Annotated in this window: 17 protein-coding genes; 16 read left to right on the top strand and 1 reads right to left on the bottom strand. The window is 41.7% G+C overall.

The genetic code is table 11. From position 1 onward, the window contains the following. The first annotated feature begins 338 nt into the window (after positions 1-338). The 12 genes from ACY2A0_RS10865 to ACY2A0_RS10810 all read left to right on the top strand — a co-directional run bounded on the left by ACY2A0_RS10865 (position 339) and on the right by ACY2A0_RS10810 (position 16700). Positions 339-617: a hypothetical protein gene (locus ACY2A0_RS10865; RefSeq protein ID WP_461791504.1), complete on the top strand. Its 279-nt coding sequence runs from the start codon at positions 339-341 to the stop codon at positions 615-617. A gap of 19 nt (positions 618-636) precedes the next feature. Then, positions 637-798 (top strand): hypothetical protein, encoded by a 162-nt coding sequence (locus ACY2A0_RS10860; protein ID WP_461791503.1) that lies wholly within the window; start codon positions 637-639, stop codon positions 796-798. A gap of 11 nt (positions 799-809) precedes the next feature. Then, entirely contained in the window at positions 810-1220 is a 411-nt protein-coding gene (locus tag ACY2A0_RS10855; RefSeq protein ID WP_461791502.1) for a plasmid mobilization protein, read from the top strand. Further along, positions 1202-2413 carry a relaxase/mobilization nuclease domain-containing protein gene (locus tag ACY2A0_RS10850; RefSeq protein WP_461791501.1) on the top strand — a complete coding sequence of 404 codons (1212 nt, stop codon included), beginning with the start codon at positions 1202-1204 and terminating at the stop codon, positions 2411-2413. The genes ACY2A0_RS10855 and ACY2A0_RS10850 overlap by 19 nt, the downstream gene beginning before the upstream one ends. A 12-nt stretch (positions 2414-2425) precedes the next feature. Continuing rightward, positions 2426-4498 carry a conjugal transfer protein MobC gene (gene mobC, locus ACY2A0_RS10845; RefSeq protein ID WP_461791500.1) on the top strand — a complete coding sequence of 691 codons (2073 nt, stop codon included), beginning with the start codon at positions 2426-2428 and terminating at the stop codon, positions 4496-4498. Positions 4499-4702: 204 nt separating this feature from the next. Then, complete coding sequence (locus tag ACY2A0_RS10840; protein WP_461791499.1) at positions 4703-5317, top strand: RNA polymerase sigma factor; 615 nt, start codon at positions 4703-4705, stop codon at positions 5315-5317. Between the two features lie 127 nt (positions 5318-5444). Beyond that, positions 5445-6578, top strand: coding sequence for a FecR family protein (locus tag ACY2A0_RS10835; protein ID WP_461791498.1), 1134 nt, complete (start codon positions 5445-5447; stop codon positions 6576-6578). Between the two features lie 120 nt (positions 6579-6698). Next, positions 6699-10313, top strand: a complete 3615-nt coding sequence (locus tag ACY2A0_RS10830) for a SusC/RagA family TonB-linked outer membrane protein (RefSeq protein WP_461791497.1) — start codon at positions 6699-6701, stop codon at positions 10311-10313. A gap of 9 nt (positions 10314-10322) precedes the next feature. Further along, positions 10323-11714: a RagB/SusD family nutrient uptake outer membrane protein gene (locus ACY2A0_RS10825; protein WP_461791496.1), complete on the top strand. Its 1392-nt coding sequence runs from the start codon at positions 10323-10325 to the stop codon at positions 11712-11714. A 1-nt stretch (position 11715) separates the two neighbouring features. Further along, positions 11716-13185 (top strand): TlpA family protein disulfide reductase, encoded by a 1470-nt coding sequence (locus ACY2A0_RS10820; protein ID WP_461791495.1) that lies wholly within the window; start codon positions 11716-11718, stop codon positions 13183-13185. 509 nt (positions 13186-13694) lie between these two features. Further along, positions 13695-14948 (top strand): aminotransferase class I/II-fold pyridoxal phosphate-dependent enzyme, encoded by a 1254-nt coding sequence (locus ACY2A0_RS10815; RefSeq protein WP_461791494.1) that lies wholly within the window; start codon positions 13695-13697, stop codon positions 14946-14948. Between the two features lie 12 nt (positions 14949-14960). After that, positions 14961-16700, top strand: a complete 1740-nt coding sequence (locus ACY2A0_RS10810) for a TetR/AcrR family transcriptional regulator (protein WP_461791493.1) — start codon at positions 14961-14963, stop codon at positions 16698-16700. 56 nt (positions 16701-16756) lie between these two features. On the opposite strand, the gene ACY2A0_RS10805 is transcribed toward ACY2A0_RS10810, so the two are convergent. Then, positions 16757-16984: a hypothetical protein gene (locus ACY2A0_RS10805; RefSeq protein WP_461791492.1), complete on the bottom strand. Its 228-nt coding sequence runs from the start codon at positions 16982-16984 to the stop codon at positions 16757-16759. A gap of 382 nt (positions 16985-17366) precedes the next feature. Between ACY2A0_RS10805 and ACY2A0_RS10800 the strand changes: the two genes are divergently transcribed. From ACY2A0_RS10800 to ACY2A0_RS10785, 4 genes are all read left to right on the top strand, one after another. Next, positions 17367-18227, top strand: a complete 861-nt coding sequence (locus tag ACY2A0_RS10800; protein ID WP_461791491.1) for an RteC domain-containing protein — start codon at positions 17367-17369, stop codon at positions 18225-18227. A 653-nt stretch (positions 18228-18880) separates the two neighbouring features. Beyond that, on the top strand, positions 18881-19171 hold the full coding sequence (locus ACY2A0_RS10795; RefSeq protein WP_461791752.1) for a DUF4134 domain-containing protein: 291 nt from the start codon (positions 18881-18883) through the stop codon (positions 19169-19171). Continuing rightward, positions 19168-19503 carry a DUF4133 domain-containing protein gene (locus ACY2A0_RS10790; RefSeq protein WP_461791490.1) on the top strand — a complete coding sequence of 112 codons (336 nt, stop codon included), beginning with the start codon at positions 19168-19170 and terminating at the stop codon, positions 19501-19503. Before ACY2A0_RS10795 ends, ACY2A0_RS10790 begins: the two co-directional genes overlap by 4 nt. Continuing rightward, positions 19488-21956, top strand: a complete 2469-nt coding sequence (locus ACY2A0_RS10785) for a TraG family conjugative transposon ATPase (protein ID WP_461791489.1) — start codon at positions 19488-19490, stop codon at positions 21954-21956. Before ACY2A0_RS10790 ends, ACY2A0_RS10785 begins: the two co-directional genes overlap by 16 nt.

Raw genomic sequence — 21956 nt, 5'->3', positions numbered from 1 at the left:
CTTGGTGGCGGTCTTATTTTTAAATTTTTCTTCCTCATTTTTTTACTTTTTTTTTGAGCTGGTCACTACCTCGTAGATGACAATAAGCCCTATGAACCAAATTAATTCTTTCATTATGTGGGCAAGGATTTGAGCCATCTAAAACGGTCCAGGTATTTTCCTACTTCTTTTTCTTACGTTTAATAAGCTTTTTAAGCTCATTCAGTATTGTTAATACGGCAACTATCTCTGTTAAATATTCCATTATTTCTATTCTGATATTTTCTTACTGTTATTCTGCTATGCCTGAAAAGTCAGATGGTTGCAGCAATCTTTATATCCATAAATAGTTTTGAGTTTTGCAGAATGCCGATTTTATAGGAAAATATTTTTCCCTGTTGGGAATAACTTGGGAACAGCACAAAATTCCAATCTCAATCTTTGGAAAAACAAAAATTGCCATGAGACAAGAGATACAAAAAAATCGGGAAACATCCGAGCAGCAGTCAGCTTATAAACTGAAACTGTCAAGAAGAAGAACCATCCCCGAACGTAAGAAAGTACGGAGGATTTTACGGGGAATGGTACCAATGGAAGAGTATCAACGTCAACTCAAAGAAGAACAAAACCTGTTCTGATAAATACTCCGACCCAACGATGAAATATTCAGTAAAAACACAATTCCCCGAAAGAATTTTGGCTACCGTTCTGTCTGCGTTTGAACGGAGCAAAGATGTATTTCCGTCTACGGAAACCTCTTTGCCCGCTCCCGCAGGTAATGAAGGGGCTGCGGAACTTGCCCCTTCGGGAAAACACTAAAGACCGATGTAATGCCAAGGAAAAAATCTGCCGACCCAGACAAAATACTGAGCCGTGTGCTAAGGATCAGACTGACCGACAAAGCATTCCAGCGATTGGAAAAGATCAGCAAAAGCAGCGACTGCCACACCGTTGGAGAAGCAGCCAGAAAAATCCTGAGCAAAGAAAAGATCACCCTGTTCTACAAAGATATCTCCCTCAATTCAACCATGGAAGAACTGGCATTGATACGTAAGGAACTAAGGGCAATTGGCATCAACATCAACCAGATCACCAAAGCATACCACAGTGACAAAAGAGATCATTCCCAAGCGATTCAAATCAGTAGTTTAATCCCCATCTATCAAAAAGTGGAAGCAAAAACCGTCACATTATTGATCCTCATTAACCAGTTAGCAGAAAAATGGTTGCCAAGATCATAACCGGAAAAAGTTTGAAGGGCGCACTGAAATACAACGAAAACAAAGTGCAGGAGGGAAAGGCCGAGCTGATCCTTGCCAGTGGATTTGCTGGCGACATAGAGCGCATGAATTTTAACCAGAAACTCAGGCGTTTTGAAAACCTCTTGATACTGAAGCCCAGTGTCAAGACCAATACCCTGCACATCTCCCTAAACTTTGATTCCGCCGAAAAGATAACAGATGAAACCCTACAAAAAATAGCAGTTAGCTATATGGATAAGATCGGCTTTGGCGACCAGCCATTTATCGCCTATCGGCACCATGACGCAGGCCATGACCACATCCATTTGGTCACCACCAATATCCAGTCGGACAGCGAACGTATAGATCTGCATAACATTGGCGCAAACCAATCCGAAAAAGCAAGAAAGGAAATCGAGGAAGAATTTAATCTCATCAGAGCCCAGGGCAAGACTTATAAACCCGAACCAGGCATAAAAGAGATCGACATTGAAAAAGTCATCTATGGAAAGCTGCCCACCAAAAGGGCGATCAGTAATACCGTAAACGCAGTGACCCGTTCCTACAAGTTTACCTCACTTGCAGAGCTGAATGCAGTTCTCAAACAGTTTAATGTGGTCGCTGACCGTGGAGCAGAAAACAGTCAGATGTTCCAAAAGAATGGATTGATCTATAGCCTACTGGACAAAAATGGCGATAAAGTTGGCGTACCCATCAAATCGAGTTCGCTGTATACCCAGCCAACCTTGCCCTGGCTGCAAAAGCAATTCCCTAAACATGAACAGAGCCGTATAAAGTTCAAGCCACAGTTAAAGCAGTCAATCGACAAAGTACTGCACTCAAAACCAGCAGATCAGACCGCGTTCACCACCGCACTAAAAGCACAGGGCATCGCAGCCGTCTTCAGGATCGGTGTGAATGGGCAGGTTTTCGGTATCACCTACATCGATCATAAAAACAAGACCGTATTCAATGGCAGTGACCTGGGAAAGGCCTATAGTGCAAAAGCTATACTGGCCAAATTTGGTCAATCAAAAAGTTTACAAACGTCAACCAAAAAACAGCAAAGGTCAACCGTGCAGATTGAACCTATGCAATCGGCACACACTGCCACCTTACTTGCAAACTTGCTAAAGGAACAATACGACCAGCCCGCCCAACCCAAAAAGAAAAGAAAAAAACTCAGGATCTAATCCCACAAAACTATGCAGACAGGAGAAAACATACAGGCATTGCGCAAGATCGTAGACTTTACCAGGTTACTAAGTCTGGTGATACTGGCCATCCATTTTTACATTTTTTGCTATCCCGCATTCAAGGGCTGGCAATTGACCGCAGAACTCACCGATAACCTACTGCAAAAGATCAGTCCGCTGGCGGTATTCAGAACAGAACTGTTCTCCAAAGCTGCCGCACTGATGCTTTTAATAATTTCCCTGATTGCCGCCAAAGGCAAAAAGAACGAAAAGATCAGGGGTAAGACCATCATCACCTACCTGACAACCGGAATACTTCTATACTGCATCAGCCACTTCTTTTTAAGGCTACAGACCACACCTGAAACAATTGCCCTGCTCTATATCGGAGCCACAAGTGTTGGATACCTGTTGATCTTGGCCGGAGGTAATCTGGTGTCCCGTTTATTACAGGTCAACCTAAGTGGTGACACCTTCAACAAAGACAATGAGACCTTTCCACAGGAAGAACGCTTGTTGGAAAACCAGTACAGCATCAACTTGCCTACCAGGTACTGGCTTAAGGGAAAGCAAAGGAATGGTTGGCTCAACATCATCAATCCTTTCAGAAGTACGTTGCTTTCTGGTTCTGCTGGTGCTGGCAAGACCTATTTTTACATCCGTCATGTGATTGACCAACATCTTAAAAAAGGCTTTTCCATGCTGCTCTATGATTTCAAGTACAGCGACCTGACCACACTGGCCTATAACAAACTGCTACGGTATGCGAAGAACTATAAGGTAAGGCCTTCATTTTTCGTGATCAGTTTCGATGAGATCATGCACCGATGTAATCCGCTGGAACCGCAGGGAATGACCGACATTACCGATGCCACCGAATCGGCAAGGACGATCATGCTGGGACTGAACCGGGAATGGCTGAAAAAACAGGGTGATTTTTTTGTGGAATCGGCTATTAGTTTTGTCACAGCACTGATCTGGTTCCTAAAGAAATATGAAAATGGCAAATACTGTACCCTCCCTCATGTTATTGAACTGATGATGGTCGATTACAAAAGGCTGTTCGCCGTACTGGTACAGGAACAGGAAATCGAAGCGTTACTGAACCCTTTTATTTCCACTTGGGAAAAAGAGGAATGGGGACAGCTGGAGGGGCAGATTGGCAGTGCCAAGATCAGCATGGCAAGATTGGTTTCCCCAAAGCTCTATTATGTGCTGAGCGGAAATGATTTTACGCTGGACATTAACAATCCAGATGAGCCTAAGATTGTGTGTTTGGGAAACAATCCGCAGAAATTGCAGACCTATGGTGCGGTACTATCGCTATATGTTAGCAGGATCCTAAAGCTGGTGAATCAAAAGCATAAACTCAAATGTAGTCTAATCTTTGATGAGTACCCTACGCTGGTGGCCGATCTGGTGCCTACCATTACCACCGCCAGAAGCAACTTGGTCAGCTGCACGATTGGTATCCAGTCTGTAGAACAGTTGAAAAAGGAATATGGCGCAGAACAGGCCAATATAATTGCGGGCATTTCAGGAAACATCATCAGTGGACAGGTCAGTGGTGACGGTGCAGAAAAATTATCGAAGACCTTCGGCAAGATCGTCCAGAACAGGCAGAGTTTGAGCATCAACAGCAGTGATACCTCTTTGAGCAAATCCACCCAGATGGATTCTGCGATTCCCGCCAGTAAGATCGCCTCGCTTTCATCAGGTCAGTTTGTGGGCATGGTGGCCGATAACCCCGACCAGAAGATTGAACTGAAAATGTTTCATGCGGAGATCATCAACGACCACGAAGCGATCAAAAAAGAGGAAGAAAGCTACATTCCCCTGCTGAATATCAGAAAGGTGACCCAGGAGGACATAGAAGAAAACTACAGGAAGATTAAAACTGAGATACTGGATTTTATCAATGGCGAAATGGAAAAGATCGCCCCGGTCAAAACGGACGGTAAGGCTAATGCTGAAACATCAGCGAACGGAACGGCAAGCACAGATACTGCCACCAAAAAACAGAAGATTTCCAATTCTATGAAAAAATCAAGAAAGCCGGAAAAGAGGAGCCTGTCTTTGTGAGAAGCACAATTAGTTTTATTTTACTAATCTAAAGAATTTTTATCCAAAATATTTTAGTCTGTACAATAAATATAGCTATCTGGCGTATTTGTAGATGAGAGCGTTAATTTAGATAAGCGGGAATAGTCCATAAAAACTATTTCCGCTTTCTTTTTTGCTGAAAATTTTAGTAGTGGGGAATTAATAGCAAAATATTTTCTAATATTGACCCTGATTTTTAGTAAATTAGAAGGGATATCGAGGGCAATGTCAGACTTTAGCAAACATAACGATCAGGAATTGGCGTCCCTTTTAAGGGAAGGAGATCAAGGTACGTTCGCTTTTATCTACAACAAGTTTAAGGCCTCGCTTTACCTTCATGCACTTCGTACGATCAAAGATGCAGACCAGGCGACAGATATCGTTCAGGAGGTTTTTGCTAACCTATGGGAAAAGCGGTCAGAATTTGCTCCGATCTCATCTATTGATAATTATCTTTATGGAGCGGTGCGGAACAGGGTGTTCAATGCCATCGCCCACCAGAACATCACAAATCGTTACGCCAAATCTATCCAGACCTTTTTTGAAAAAGGCGAGTTTTTTACCGACAACCTGATCAGGGAAAAGGAACTGAACCAGATCATCGAGAAAGAAATCGAAGCACTGCCGAAGAAAATGCGTGAAGTATTTCTGCTCAGTCGTAATACCGATCTTTCCCATAAGGAAATCGGTAAGGTATTGGGCATTTCCGACACCACGGTCAAAAAACAGGTCGGCAATGCCGTTCGCATTTTGAGGCTGAAGATTAACCTGTCCATCTTGCTTTTTTATTTTTTTTAAAATTTTTCTACTCCATTTCACACCTTCGCCTGTCTGACGTTTTAAAGGGGATTAATTTCCTTAATCACGTATGGAACCATCATGGTAACATGATAGCTCCATCACCCTTGAAAAAAAATTTATACAGATGAAAAACCTAGATGTAAAATCACTGATCGAACGTTATAATAACGGAACACTTTCCGATGAGGAAAGGGCGATGCTGGAAAGTTGGTATATCAGCGAAGTCAGGTCGATTAAGGACTATCAGGGACTGGAAGAAAATCTAGTAAAACTTGATCAGAACTTTATGCACATTATTGGTGGAGAAGAAAAGAAAGGTTCTAAGCTTTGGCCGAGGGTTGCGGTGGCCGCGTCCTTTTTTGCCGTTCTTGGATTAAGCCTATATTTTTATAGTTCAAAGTCTCCTGATAAAGTTGAAATTACAAATGTTGAGTTGGCAGACATTAACCCTGCTGGCAATAAAGCTTACTTGACGCTTGGCAATGGAAAACGCATTGCACTTACAGATGCGAGCAACGGCACTATTGCAGAGCAAACTAATGTGCAGATCACCAAAACGGCTGATGGACAATTGGTCTATACAATAGCGGAAAATAAATCAGGTTTTTCATCCACGTTAGAATACAATACGATAGAGACACCAAATGGCGGTAGATATGAGATTGTACTTCCAGATGGAACGCATGTTTGGATGAACGCTGCATCATCGCTAAAATATCCAGCTTCTTTTGCATCGCTTAAAGAAAGAAGAGTAGAACTTTTGGGAGAAGCCTATTTTCAGGTTGCAAAAGATAGACTACATCCATTTATTGTTAAGACCACTCATCAGGAAGTTAAAGTATTGGGTACGCACTTTAACATCAATAGTTATGCTGATGAGCCAGAAACAAAAACAACCCTGCTTGAAGGTTCTGTAAATGTTACTAATTTAAATGGTAGAAATTCAAAAATATTGACCCCTGGCCAACAGTCAATAGTTAAAGGTGGTGATATAAAAATTGGTGATGCCGATATTGATCAGGCGATGAGCTGGAAAAAGGGCGATTTCGTTTTTGTTGGCGAAGACCTTAAAGCCGTAATGCGTCAAGTTGCCAGGTGGTATGATGTAGAGATCGAATATCAAGGAACTATAAGTTCTTCTGGTGTGGTAAGTACGATTTCCCGAACCAAAAAATTGTCACAGCTATTAAAAGCGCTAGAGAAAAATCAGGGGATTCACTTTAAAGTTGAGGGAAGGAGGGTTTTGGTTATGCCTTAGAAAGTTTTTGAGGTTGGCCAGAACAAGAACGGAGGCGTTGGAAGCGCCCCCGATCAGAAGTCTAGCTAATCGGATAAATAATGCTACTAACACAATTTCAACAAAAAACTAAACAAACAAATGTATAAATTTTACTATACAAATGGGTATGGTGTAACCAGCTATATCCGAAAGTCCATAACTAGTTTGTGGCAGATTGCATGGAACCCCAATATCAGAAAATGGCTTATGAGGATAAATCTTACATGCTTGATGTTATTGATTGCATTTATGCAGGTTTCTCTGGCCGCAAATGCTCAAAAAATCTCTTTGTCAAAAAAGAATGCACCGCTTACAGAATTATTTAAAGATTTAAGGAAACAAAGTGGGTATGATTTCGTGATCAACAAACATCAAATCAAGATTGCAAAGCCTGTTACCATTAATGTTAATAGTGATGATTTGATTAACGTGCTGAATAAGTGTTTTGAAGATCAGCCTTTTACGTATTCTATGGAGGATAAGATGATCGTAGTGTTGGATAAAAAGCCAGAACAGACAAAAGTTAATTTATCTGAAATAGAAGTTAAAGGGCGTTTAGTGGATGAAAACGGGAAGCCTATGGCAGGTGCTTCTATTATAATTAAGGGAACAGGACGAAAAGTTGTAACGGATACCAATGGCGAATTTGCTTTTAGCAAAGTAGATGAGAAAGCTGTTCTTGTCATTTCATACATCGGGTATGAAATTAAGGAAATAATGGTATCTGCAGATTTAGAAAATATCAAGATGACGGTGAGTACGGGTAAGTTGGATGAGGTATCAGTAGTTTCTACGGGATATCAAAAATTGCCAAAAGAACGGGCTACAGGAAGTTTTGTTGTGATCGACAGCTCTCTGTTTAACAGGAAAGTTTCGACAAATATACTGGATCGTTTAGATGGAGTGACTAGTGGGCTTATATTTAATGGATTGGCATACAACACGCCGATCAATACACCAACAGGAGCAGGAAAGAATCTGGGGATCAATATTCGCGGGGAGAATACTATTAATGCAGCCACCGACCCACTGATCGTAATTGATAATTTTCCTTATGAAGGAAATCTTTCTGCTATCAATCCTAATGATATAGAAAGTGTTACTGTCCTAAAGGATGCGGCGGCGGCAAGTATCTGGGGAGCTAAAGCAGGTAACGGAGTTATTGTTATTAGTACTAAAAAAAGTAAATACAACACTCCTGTAAAGATCAACTTTTCAACCAATTTGAATGTGGTCTCCAAACCAGATCTTTTTAACAATGACCGCTACGTATCATCACAAGATTATATTGATATTGAAAAGCGATTGTTTGATAATAAATATTTCGACCAGTATCTTTCCAACACGGTAACCTTCCCTGCTGTCTCGCCCGTTGTTGAACTCTTATACAAACACAGGGAAAATATGATTTCGGATCAAGAGCTTGAAAAACAACTTACCCTATATCGTGACCAGGACATCCGAAGTGATTATGAAAAGTATATATATCAAACGCAGGTCAACAGGCAATATCACCTTTCCATTAATGGAGGAAATGATAAACATTCATTCTTTCTGTCCGCAGGTCAGGATAATAACCGGGGAAACTTTATCGGTAAAAAAGACAGTCGCAGTACCTTAACATTTGGGCATATCACCCGCCTTATAAAAGGCCTTACACTTAGCTCCAATCTGTTGTACAGCAAAAGCACCATAAAAAATGAATATAATGAAAACCTTTACGGTCAATTAGTGAGTCTCAGCGGGAATTATACCGGATTATTCCCTTATGCTCAGCTGGCTGATGATCAAGGAAACCCCTTATCGATAACAAGAGGAACAACAGATGCTTATAAGGGATCACTTGAATCTAAGGGGTTTAAAGACTGGAACTACAAACCTTATCAAGAATTTTTGCTGGCGAATGAAACAAGAGGTATTTCCGATCTTACCTTACGGTTTGGCCTCGAATACAAAATTTCTGATCCTTTGAAGTTTAATATTCTTTATCAGCACCAAAACCAAATTATTAACGGTCGAAACTATCAGTCTCCTGAAAGTTATTATGTCCGGAATATGGTCAATACTTTTGCTCAATATAATCCGCAAACAATGTCAACAAAGTTTATTTTCCCCGAAGGTGCTGTATTAAATATGAACACCTACAATTGGAATGTAAATAATCTCAGAGGACAGTTCAATTATGACCGAAAATTTGGTATCCACACTGTTACGGGCATATTGGGGGCGGAAGTAAGGGAAATCAATGTTGAAGGATGGAGCCGTACGTCTTATGGATATAATGATCAGTTTGGAACAAGTATTCCAAACCTGAACTACTCGGATGCCTTCCCGACCAATCCCGGCGGCGCCTCGTATATTCCTGCACCGACCGGGGATGTCTATGGAAATCTCGACAGATTCATTTCCTACTATACTAATATCGCCTATTGCTATTCGGATAAATACACTATAAGTTTCAGTGCCAGAAAGGATGGATCTAACCTGTTCGGAGCCAATGTAAATAACCGATTTACACCACTCTGGTCAACTGGAATCAGCTGGAATATAGCTAATGAAGGATTTTATAATATGACCCTGTTTCCACTCTTAAAAGTACGGGGAACTTTCGGATATAATGGAAATATAGGCAATACCCCTGCTCAGTTGACCGCACGATATCTGCCCATTTATCCGGAATCACCTTTTTTGCCCGCCACCATAATTTCCGCACCAAATCCTGAACTAAAATGGGAAAAAATAAAGAATATTAATGTGGGACTGGATTTTGCAACATCTGGCAATGTTATTTCAGGAACTTTGGAATGGTATAGAAAAGAGGGGATCGATCTTTTACAGCCTACCCCTATTGCCTCTCAAACAGGCTTCACAACTTTTATTGGAAATTATGCCAACAATAGGACAAATGGTATAGATTTAACTCTGAACAGTATTAATACCAAAGGAAAATTGATATGGAAAACAACCTTACTATATAGCCATTTGAAAGACAAACTTAGTTCCTACGATGTAAAACCGACATCATCATCCATATTATTAGACAGGTCTTTGGTGGTAGGAAAGTCTATGTATGGACTGTTTTCTTATGACTGGAAAGGTCTAGATCCTGCAACTGGTGATCCATTAGGTAATTTAAAAGGGGTTGTAAGTAAGGACTATGCAGCTATTATTAATAATTATCAACCTGATAGTTTGATTTATCACGGTTCTTTCCGCCCGAGTTCTTTCGGAGCCTTACGCAATGAATTTACCTACAAAAATTTTAGTCTCTCCGCTAATATCACATTTAAGTTTGGGCATTATTTTAGGAGAACATCAACCTCTTTAAATTATACATCAATACTTCTGGGACGTCAAAACAGAGATTACGAAAAACGTTGGCAGAAACCGGGTGATGAATTAATTACGAGTGTCCCCTCAGTGATCTATCCCGATAACAGCCAGCGTGCACAATTCTATCAATATTCTTCGGCATTGGTAGAAAGTGCCTCACACATTCGCCTTCAGGATGTCCGGTTTTCTTATCTGGCAACAAACAGTTTTATAAAAAGAATGAAGCTGCAAAATGTCCAGCTTTACGCTTATGCCTCCAACCTTGGCATCATATGGAGAAAGAATAAATACAATATAGATCCGGATGCATACAGCTCATTAACCAACACAATATTTTCGGCTCCATTCAGCTTGGCTTTTGGATTAAACCTCACTCTATAAAAATTTACCATGAAAAAAATACTTTATATCGTTATAGCGACTTTTATGTTACTTACCATATCTTCCTGTGAAAAGCAGAACGAATGGTTGGATGCAAAACGTCAGAAGGAAATGGTAATCCCTGAAACCTTAAAAGATTTTCAGGCAATCCTTGATCATTTTTATACCATTCATACAGTATTCCCCATTTATGGACAATTGGGTACCGATGACTTTACATTAGCCGATGCTGATTATTCTCGGAGTACAGAGGATATCAGAAACGGTTACATATGGAATAAAACAATATGGAGCAGCGATAATACAAGTTGTTGGGATGCTCCCTTTGCGGTTATTTCAAAATCAAATGTTGTTCTGGACGGCTTAAATAAAGTTTCCAAATCCTCAGGTACTGAAGTTTTGTATAATGATGTTCAAGGGCAGGCATATTTTTACAGGTCTTTATTCTATTACCATTTGGCACAGTTATTCTGTAAAGCATACACAAGTAATTCTGACAGTGATCTTGGGCTACCGATACGGCTAACTTCTGATGTCAATGTAATCGAACAAAGAAGTTCTCTTACTGCTACGTATGCACAGATGATAACTGACGCAGAAAAAGCCGTTGCACTCCTTCCACAAATTTCGGTCAATAACCGTAGACCTTCAAAAGTTGCCTCATTAGGGTTACTTGCGAAGATATATTTAGTAATGGGAGACTATGATAAAGCCGGGGCTTATGCCAATGAAGCCCTGAAAATCAATAGCCAACTTCTTGATTACAATTCTACGTATGCCAATTTAACAAGAACATACAGATTCCCGGCAAATCCCTATGATCACCCTGAAATCAATTTTTATGCCCGTGGCGGCGGATATGCCGTTGTTATGCCATCTTCAAGTACTTTGGGAAACATTTCTGATGAATTGTACAACTCGTACTCAAATCATGACTTGCGCAGGTCTCTTTTTTACTTCACCAATGCGGCCGGCCTACATAAATACAGAGGAAGCTATACAGGGACAAACAGTAATTTCTGCGGTATTGCCACCAATGAGTTGTATCTGATTCGTGCAGAAAGCTATGCCCGTATGAAAAGAACAGACCTTGCCTTAAAGGATCTCAATACATTGCTCAGTTATCGCTATGAAACTGCCTATTTTACCCCGATAACCATATCCGACCCGATTGATCTACTAAAAACTATCCTGAAGGAGAGGAGAAAAGAACTTGTAGGCGTAAGTAATATACGGTGGGAAGATCTTAAACGACTGAATACGGAAACTGCGTTTGAGAAAACCTTGATTCGAACGGTTAATGGACAGACCTACAGGTTAGAGCCCAATAGCCCTAAATATGTATTGCCTATTCCGAATAATGAGATACAGCTAAGTCATATTACCCAAAATGAAAGATAACATGAAGACTATATTTATTGCGCTCTCATTGATCTTTTTGACAAGTGTGGCTTTTTCCCAAAATGCTCAGCACTCATTTGATATGAAGGTTCATCTCAAAGAAGCCATTAAGGAAGATACGCTCATATTGCGGTTAGTTGATGAGTGGACACTCAAAAAAAGTTCTGAAATTCGCTCAGGCATGGATAATAGTGGTATATTTAATTTTCATATCAACACTAACCGTTCCCAGGGATATTGGGATATTAAGTTGTTACGGTATAATCCTGTAACCCGTCTCAGGGAAGAGAGAACAGTTACTTCACTCTTTACTTGGGAAGAAAATGACGATATTCTGCTACATCTTTCCAATACTCCCAAGATGGTAGGGATTAACAGTACATACGTTTTTGAGGGAAATGGTTCTGCAAAATATCAGCTTCGGGCAGATTTATTTGCCAATGAATCTTTACGCGCTCCTTATTTAAAGGAATTTAAATCATGTTCCTTTACTCCTGATATGAACTATATCTCGGAGATCAACACTTTTGTACAGCTGCGCTTCGCTATACTGGAAAAGAAAAAAAATGAGCTTTCAGAAAAGGCATATTCAATTTTGAAAAAAGACATAGAATATAGTAGCCCTGAAGCATTTAGCGAAACGGCTGATTATTACATGCAGAGTATAAAAGGTAATGAGGTTTCCATCGATTTATGTAAGAAAAATTATTTTAGTTCGACTAAGGCTATCTTTCCGGTTACTCAGGATTATGGTTTTTTACACTCAATGTTAGCTATTAAGAAGGCACAAAAAAAGATATTTACCGATATAAAAATGACCTATTACCCCGAATCAAATGTGTTAAGCAGGTATTATGACTATATCAAAGCAAATACTTCGGGTGAAGCACGGGAACGATTATTGATAGACTACTTTAATAATTACAAAAAATCAGAACTCATAGACAGTTTATTACATGATGCGGGATCTTTTTTTCAAACGAGTGAGGGAATTTCGGAACTAAACAAGCTTAAAAGCCCTTATCCACAAAGTGTAGGAATGGGATATTCCTTCATTGACAGTGAAGGAAAAAAAATGAATCTTGATGATCTAAAAGGAAAAGTTATCCTGATCGATGTCTATAATCCAGGCTGTGCTCCATGTATACTGCTTTATGAAAACGTAATCTCGAAAATTAAAGCAAAATTTGCCCAGAACCCTAATTTTGTAATTGTTTCTTTGTCTGTCGAACGGAAAAATGATATCTGGCAGAAAACACTGAAAACAGGTTTATACACATCATTCTCTTCCAATACTATAAATGTATTTACTGGAGAGATTGGCAAAAATCATCCATTTATCCTGCAAAATAATATTGTTAGTAATCCATCGGTTATTTTAATCGATGCGTCAGGCAAAACATTATACATAAACAATGAAATATTGTTTGATTATAAGAAACTGTCAATATTTTTACAAACATTAATATAAATAAAGGGAGTAATATTGCTCCCTCTATTTTACCGCTAAATTAGTGAGAAAAATTTGGTTGCCTGCTGTAAATACTTGTTTTTTAGTATAGGTAACATCTGCAACTGAGATTCGGTTCATCGCAGATAAGGGTTCTGTAGTAGTAATTTGACAGAGTTAGTAGCTGCCTTCGCCGCAATGATTATCTTCTTTAGTATGGATGCACATTTTTTAACTAAGTTGACTTCTGCAACACTTAATTCTGAAACATAAAAATGGATCAAGTCGGAAAGTACTATGATTATATCATTTAATAGTGCCAGTACGCTGGAAACAACTTGGGTTTTAACTTTTAGTATTGAATACCGGATTTAATTTTTTAGTAATAGTTAATGATGAACATAGGCTAGATGGATGTCTGGCCATGTTCTTTTTTAAAACGTTAGTATCGAAATTATTTTAAATATTATCCCTTAATTCCCCATACAGGGTATAAAACATAACGAACTTGCTTAAAAAAACAGATAGGCATGAAAAATATTGATTTTGAAAAAGCAAGTTTTAAGGACTTTGAGAACATCGAGGGGATGGATCCCTATGGATGGGCAAAACTTTGGGGTGAGTATGTTGTTGACCGTAGCAAGAATGGACAGTTCAACTATCGACAGGAAAACCTTTCAGGCTGTGGTCCGGAGATCGAGCTCAATCTGCCGAGCAATCCACATCGCAATTTTGTAAGTCTGGTTTCCAACGATTATCTGGGTTTTACCCAGCACCCCAAGGTTAAGGCAGTTGCGATTGCAGCTATCGAGAAATATGGCTCTGGTGCAGGGGCATCTCCAGCAATCGGGGGACATTATCTTTTTCATCAGGAGATTGAAAATAAGATTGCCAAATTCTTTAAAAGGGAAAGTGCGATTGTATTCAGTACTGGTTACACTGCCAACAGTTCATCTTTACAGGCGTTATTGAAAAAAGAAGACTTGGCCATATTAGATATGGCTGTTCACGCCAGTGTCTATGAGGGTTGTTTGAATACGAATGTGAAGATGTTCTTGCACAATAACTTAGATGCCCTGGAGCGTATACTTCAAACTTCAAAAGATAGGTATCGAACGAAGATGGTCATCATTGATGGGGTGTATTCGCAAGATGGAGATTTGGCTCCACTGGATTCGATTATTCAATTAACTAAAAAATATGGCGCTTATTTAATGGTAGATGATGCTCACGGGACTGGGGTAATCGGTGATACTGGAAGGGGCGTAATTGAGCTCCACAACTTATACAAAGAAGTGGATATTATTACTGGTACATTTAGTAAGACTTTCGCCCATGTAGGCGGCTATTTGGTGGCAAGTCCAGAATTGGTTGGTTTCTTGAAGTTCCAAGCAAGACAACACATTTTTTCGGCGACCCTTTCCCCTGCATCTGCCTGTATTTCGAGGGCAATTGATCTGGTTGATGAAGAACCGATATGGATGCATAAGCTCTGGGACAATATTGATTACCTGAAAACTGGGCTTCAATCCTTGGGATTGGATACAGGTATCACACAGTCGGCAATCATACCTGTAAAGATTGGCGACATCAATCTGAATGCAAAGATATGCGGAATGCTATTGGAAGCGGGTATCTATGCCAATCAGATCAATTACCCCGCAGTTTCGAGGAAAGATGCCAGGGTAAGAATGAGTGTAATGGCAACCCATACGCATACCCAACTCGACAAAGTGTTGAATGCCTGGGAATGGGTGATCAAGAAAACACATCTGGAAATATAGAAATATTAGGTTTTGACAAAAAGGCGCTTAAATAAGGTTAGGGATGCTGATGCAACAAAGAAGAAATTTTTGGATGCTATCGGCATGATTTTGACCGAACAGGGTTTTAGTGCAATAAGGACAAACAATATTGCTAGGCTGCTTGGCAAGGACAAAAATCTCATCCGTTACCATTTTGGAAGTTTGAACGGACTCTTGAAAAGTTATATACAAGAGAAGGATTATTGGAAGCCTTTCTTCGAGCGTTTCCGTTTTTCAGATCAGCCTGATGCAAAGGAAATTGAGATGCTCTTTGTTGGATTGATGAAAGAGAATTTTAAGGTCTTTGCTGAAAATGAAGAAATGCAGAAAATTATCCATTGGCAGATTTCCGAAGCCAGTCCATTAATTAGAAGCATTTCAGATGAACGCGAAGCGGAGGGCGAAAAACTCTTAAAAATGGCAACCCCCTACTTTAGGGAAACTGGTGTAAATTTTAAGGCAATCATTGCACTGCTCCTAGGTGGAAGTTATTTCATGATATTGCAGCATAAAGCGATACAGGGTGTGATCTGTGGAATTGACCTGAACAGTGAAAAAGACCGTGCAGAGGTACTGGTGGCAATAGAAAAGATAGTGGAATGGTCATGGCAGTATGCCCAGGCGAACCATAATGATAAATTACAATCTACGAATAAGATGAACTACGAATTTGAACAGCTGGAAAAGCTATCGGAAATCCTAGTTAAAGATCAAGGGGACACAACGTCATTTGATAAATTGCAGAATGAGCTACAGCGTTTGGAACGGGTGTTGCTGAAACAATTGCTAGAACTGTCCAACGAAACACAGATCAGTAACTTCCTTCAGATCAATCTGTACCGTATGGGTGAAATATGTGACAACCATTTTGATCCGAATAGAGAGGATAATATCGTGGCGCAGGCGATACTTGATTTGATGGATCACCTGACTTCGCAGGTCGAGCCGTTGTTGCCGGACACCTTAAGTCTTCCCAAGCTTTTTTGCAGGCAACAGTCCCAGATCTATAACGAGAAATGGGCTTTTCTTAAGAATTGGCTACAGAAAAAAGGAATAGATGATCAGCTGCTCATGATAATGGGAATACCATTCGACCAGTTCACTTCTGATGGAAAGATGCGCTGGCACAACTACAAGTACCTCAAAAAGTATGAAAAGGTATTCAACGAAACAGGTGAAGATCTTCCAAAAGATAATTACGAGCTGATGCATCTGCTGGTAGGTCTGGGCTTTAACCATGTAAGGTTTGAGAACTATTGTACCAGGATGTTTTCGGCCAAGGTGGATGGACTCGGCGGAGCGGAAGCCAAATCGTTGTTGAAAATAGAACGTACAAAGGTTTTTCAGGTTAACCTATATACAAAAATGGTATTTGACCAGGACAGAAAACCAGTGGACGAAGCATTGGCCAAATGGATCGATGCCACCATTAAGGGTCTTACCGAAAGGCCACAGGAAATTTCAAATAACCCAATGAAGCTTAAAACAAGATTGACTGCTATTCAATTGGCATTATTTGAGAAGACGCTTTATGCCCATGGATTTTACGATGAACCTACACTTGAAGTTTTTTCGGAAAAGATTGCCTGTAATTTTTCTACTAAGGGGCAGGAAATTTTATCGGCACCAAGTGTAAAATCAAAAATGTATACCAAGGATATTTCTGCCATCAAACCACTGGAGCCTATGGTTGCTGCGGTTCTGGAAGACCTTCGGAGTTTTTTGGAATAATAATATTTTAGTTTAGTAATAGTTGGGGCCGGGCAGATTTATCTGTTCGGCCTTTTTTATGGATCGATCAGATGTCCCATCTGGTTGGTCTCTAAAAAATCTACGTATTCATAGACGAGCTGCTGGGTGAAGCCCGGCAAGCTTAACAATTTATTCGTCCGATGCTGCAATAGGTCTGAAAAAGTATGGAAGCCAAGTATTTCGGTTACGGTTTTGAACTCGGTACTTAATGGACTAAGCGTAATTTGCTGATCAAGGATATCAGCATTTTTTGGGTGCTTCATAAGATTGGTTTAGGCCTGCCATCCCGAAATGCAGAGTTCTATAAAACGATATAGCGCGGGATACGTGCTACATCCGCTCTAGAGGTACCGCGAAGCACCCGACAAACAAGATAAGCCGCACCCGCGCTACAGCGCAGGCGAGCAGCCTATTTACCCTTGTTTGTCTATTAAATTCGCGGTTTTCTAGAACAAGTCAAATAGCTATCGCTATATAATATTTTAACTGCGGCAAATATAAGCATAAGCTTTATAAATCAGGGTATATGTTTCATACATCTACTTTTTCCCTAGGTGGTAAATAGTGTTCTTTGGATCAAGCCTGCCGAGTGAAAGTTATTGCCGGTCAACTGGCTAAGGCAGGTTTTATTTAAACTTTAGTTTTATGTTCCGTAAATTTTATGATGCTTTGTATTTGCAGTTGTGCAGCTCGTTATCTTCTATTGTCGCCGAGCAAACTGATCCGGTAAAAGTCCTTTCTGCTGCAATGTTGGAAATTGGCAAAGTGCTGTTGTCACTTCGTGGTAAAGTGCTTTCCATCCCATTTCCTTCTATAGAAGTCGAGATACTGTTCTTCAAAACGATCAAGCCTAAGTTTTATGCTTCGAAAATATACCACTTTGAACTATACGGATTGGATATGAACAGACCAGTTGATACAAATGAAACGATTGCAGCGTACTATAAGGAAAGGCTTTCGGAACTGCAACTCTTCTTCAAACTGAATGCTTCAATGTACGATTACTTCCGCACTGGCCGGATCGAGATGGATCACCTATATTTCATCCGTGGCGCGGAAATTCCACCTGTACTGATACCAGAAATGCCCGAGATCGACCCTGTATATGCTACCGCTATGGATTACCTTTTTGCCAAGTTTATTGCTTATGAATTTTTGCAACAGGAGATTTTAAATCGCATCGGTTTACTGGATGGTGCTAAAGTAGTCACTGAGCTGCCTTTGGCTGATCTGGGCATCAAGTGGACGGGGAAGATTGTGAACCTGGGCGAGCTGATCTATGGGCTGTATTACACTGGGCAGCTCAACAATGGCAATGCGACTTTATCAGAAATCGTAACTGTGTTTGAACGGATGTTCAGCGTAAAGATCAGGGATGTGCACCATACCTTCGGGGAAATCCGTGAACGAAAGGTAAGCAGTCCCTCTAAATTTATTGATTCTATGGCTTTGGCGATACAGCAGCGTGTAGATGAGGATCTTAAATATAAACCGGGCAAAATCTGATTTTTCGGTTTATGGAAATGGATCGTTCCCCATAAACTCCCCTGTTGGGAAAGGAAAATTTGACATCGGACAACCTTTGTTCCGTCGCTGGCAATGGTGCGGGCGGTTTAAAACAAAGGCTTATGTTATCAAATTTTAGTTGGCTACAGTATGGGACTTTCACGCTGGTTTCCATGCTCGTTCATTATTCGGTCATCCTGCTGCTGTATTACAGGCAGGAAATTAGGTCATATTTTGGTTCGGTTTCTGGCAAGGGTGGTTCAGGTGGCGGCACAGATCCTGTTGCAGAGAGTATCAAAGAAAGTGACCTGATGGGAAAAGTTGCTCTGGAAGATGGGATGAGCAGCGTGGCCATGGACGAACTTGACTTTGGCGGTAACGACCAGCTGTTACAGGGTGAGCTGGCCGACTGTATGGAAGAGCTGAACTATACCCTGTCGGTGGCAAAGGAGAAGAAATGGGATACCGCGAAGTTGAAAAAGTCATTCGTTGAGATTGCTGAATGCTATGTGGAAGTCTTTGGTTCGAAGTTGCGTCCCCAGATACTGGAATACATCAGCACGGAATGCAGAGATCAACTGGACTGGAAGATCAGTGTGCAGGAACTGGAGACCTTGCTTTCGGGCAGTACCGGGACTGGTCTCTCTGGAAAGATCCTAGCGGTTGGTGTTGCACTATTGGCTTTTTTGGCGCAGGTTGCCTATTCACAAGATGGAAATCAGGGTATTGCCGAGGCGACCAATAAGGTGGCTGGTTATTTTGATACCGGAACAGACCTGATGTATGCCATCGGTGCGATCATGGGATTGGTCGGTGCTGTGAAAGTCTATTCCAAATGGAATGCGGGGGAACCGGATACGGCCAAGGTGGCTACCGCCTGGTTTGGTAGCTGTATTTTTCTGGTCGTGGTGGCGACGGTGCTCAAATCATTCTTCGGGATATGAGCAGTGTCTATCAGATCAATAAGGGCGTGGGACGTGCGATCGAATTCCGTGGTCTAAAGGCGCAGTACATTGGTTTTCTGGCCGGTGGACTGGTGGCATTACTGCTGCTGTTTGCGCTGCTGTATATCTGCGGGGTAAATCTGTACCTGTGCATTGTACTGATCGGCGGACTGGGTGTGGCACTTTTTGTAACGGTAAACCGCATGAGCCGTATCTACGGTGCCCATGGCCTGTTGAAGAAAAATGCGAAACGTAATATTCCAGCATGCCTATGCTCCCGTAGTCGCAGATTGTTCACCCAATTAAATTCTTCTCTATGTCAAAACCGATAGATTTTTCAAGGATCTTTCCGATCTACAAGGTGGAACATGGCTGTATCGTTTCCATGCAGGGGGATCTGACGGTGGTGTTCAAGGTAGACCATGCGGACATTTTTACGCTGGGTTCGGCTGAATATGAAGCTGCGCATCACACCTGGGTGAAAGCGATCAGGACTTTGCCGATAGATACGGTGCTGCATAAACAGGATACTTTCGTAAAGACCAGTCACAAGGCCAATATTGATGCTTCGCAAACTTTCTTAACGTTGGCCGGAGAAAAAGCGTTTGAAGGACGTGGATATCTGGAGCATACCTGTTACCTGATGATCACCAAAAAACCTGCCGACAGAAGGACGGCAACAAGCGGCTACTCGGGACTGATGAGAAAGAGCATTGTACCCAGGCAAACTGTTTCGCCTGCGCTTTTTGCGGACTTTATGGAAAAGGTCGGTGCGTTTGAGCGCATCCTTGCAGATAGCGGGCTGGTCGCATTGCGCCAGCTGACCGATGATGAACTTGCTGGGACTTTGGGCAAAGTGGGTATTATCGAATCCTATTGCTCGCTGATTCCTGCGGGAGGAAGACCGCTATTAAGGGATATACATTTAAGGGACGGAATCAGGATCGGTGAGAACCATTGCCAGCTTTTTTCTTTGGCCGATGTGGAAGACCTCCCGTCGCTATGCGGCAGCCGGATCAATTACGATAGGTATAGTACCGACAAATCCAAATTTAGTTTGGGATTTGCGGCAAACCTGGGACTGCTACTTGACTGTAACCACCAATATAACCAGTATATCTTTATCGGTGATCCGCAGAAAACGATCAAGGAACTGGAAGCAAGGAAACTTCGTTTGCATTCCCTGTCTGCCTACTCCCGCGAGAATGCGGTTTCTCGTGATGCGGTGAATGATTTTCTCAATGAGGCGGTGGCATCGGGGCGCTTGCCTGTAAAAGCGCATTTCAATGTGATGGCATGGACAAGCGATCCGTCGGAACTACAGGAGATCCGCAACAGGGTAAGCTCTGCGATGGCTTCGATGGATACGGTGGCCAAACAGGAAACCGATGGCGCAGCTCAGATCTGGTGGGCGGGCATACCGGGAAATGCGGCAGACTTTCCTTCCAACGATACCTTTGATACCTTCGTGGAGCAGGCCAGCTGCTTTCTGAATATGGAAAGCAATGCCAAGTCCGATGGTAAGGGTATCCGTTTCGGTGACCGGAACTTTGGCAGGCCAGTGTATGTAGACCTGTTTGATCGGCCGATGAAAAGCGGTCTTGTAACCAACCGCAACCTTTTCATCTGCGGGGGCAGTGGTGCCGGAAAATCGCTGGCGATGAACCACATGCTCCGTACCCTTTACGATCAGGGAACACATTGCGTGACCATTGACATCGGTGGCAGTTACAAGGGACTGTGTGATCTGGTGGGTGGCTATTACTTTAACTATACCGAAGAAAACCCGATCAGGTTCAACCCGTTTTACATTGCTGCTGGGGATGTGCTGGACATAGAAAAAAAGGAAAGCCTGAAGACCTTGCTTTTGGCGCTATGGAAACGGGATGGGGAGACTTTCAGTCGCTCGGAATATGTGGCGATCTCTGGTGCCATCACTTTGTACTATGAACACCTTGATGCACATCCCGAGGTATTTCCAGGCTTCAACTCCTTTTATGATTTCCTGATGCTGGAGTATATGCAGGTGATGGAAAATGGTAAGGTGAAGGAAAAGGACTTTGATCTGGGCAACCTGCTGTATGTGCTTAACCCCTATTATAAGGGCGGTGAATTCGACTATCTGCTGAACGCTACGGAAAATTTGGATCTGCTGAATGAGCGCTTTATTGTCTTTGAACTGGACAATATCCGCTCGCATGAGGTACTGTTCCCGGTGGTAACGATCATCATAATGGAAATGTTCATTTCTAAGATGCGCAAGCTCAAGGGACAGCGAAAGATCCTTGCGATCGATGAGGCCTGGATCGCCATTGCCAAAACTGGGATGAGCCATTTTATCAAGTACCTGTACAAGACGGTAAGGAAGTTCAACGGGATTGCCGCACTGATTACCCAGGAGGTGGATGACCTGATCTCTTCGCCGATCATCAAGGAGACGGTGATCAACCTGTCGGACACCAAGATCCTTTTGGATATGCGCAAGTTCATGAACAAGTTCGAGGGCTTGCAGCAGACTCTGGGACTGTCGGATAAGGCCAAGACCTTGCTATTATCGGTGAATAGGGCCAATGCAAAGGGCGAAAACTATCGGGAGGTCTTTATCGATCAAGGCGGGCAGAAACTCAGTGTCTACCGCAACCAGCTCGCGGTAGAAGAATATTTGGCCTATACGACAGAGGAGAGCGAAAAGCTTAGGGTCATGGCCTATGCTGAAAAGTACGGCAGCATGGAAAAGGGAATATCCGTACTGGCTGATGAGCTTCGCCGAAAGAAGGCTCAGTAA

The sequence above is a fragment of the Pedobacter sp. genome (assembly GCF_965249885.1).
Taxonomy (GTDB): Bacteria; Bacteroidota; Bacteroidia; order Sphingobacteriales; family Sphingobacteriaceae; genus Pedobacter.
The sequence above is the reverse complement of the archived record's forward strand: the minus strand, read 5'-3'. Positions and strand labels throughout refer to the sequence as shown.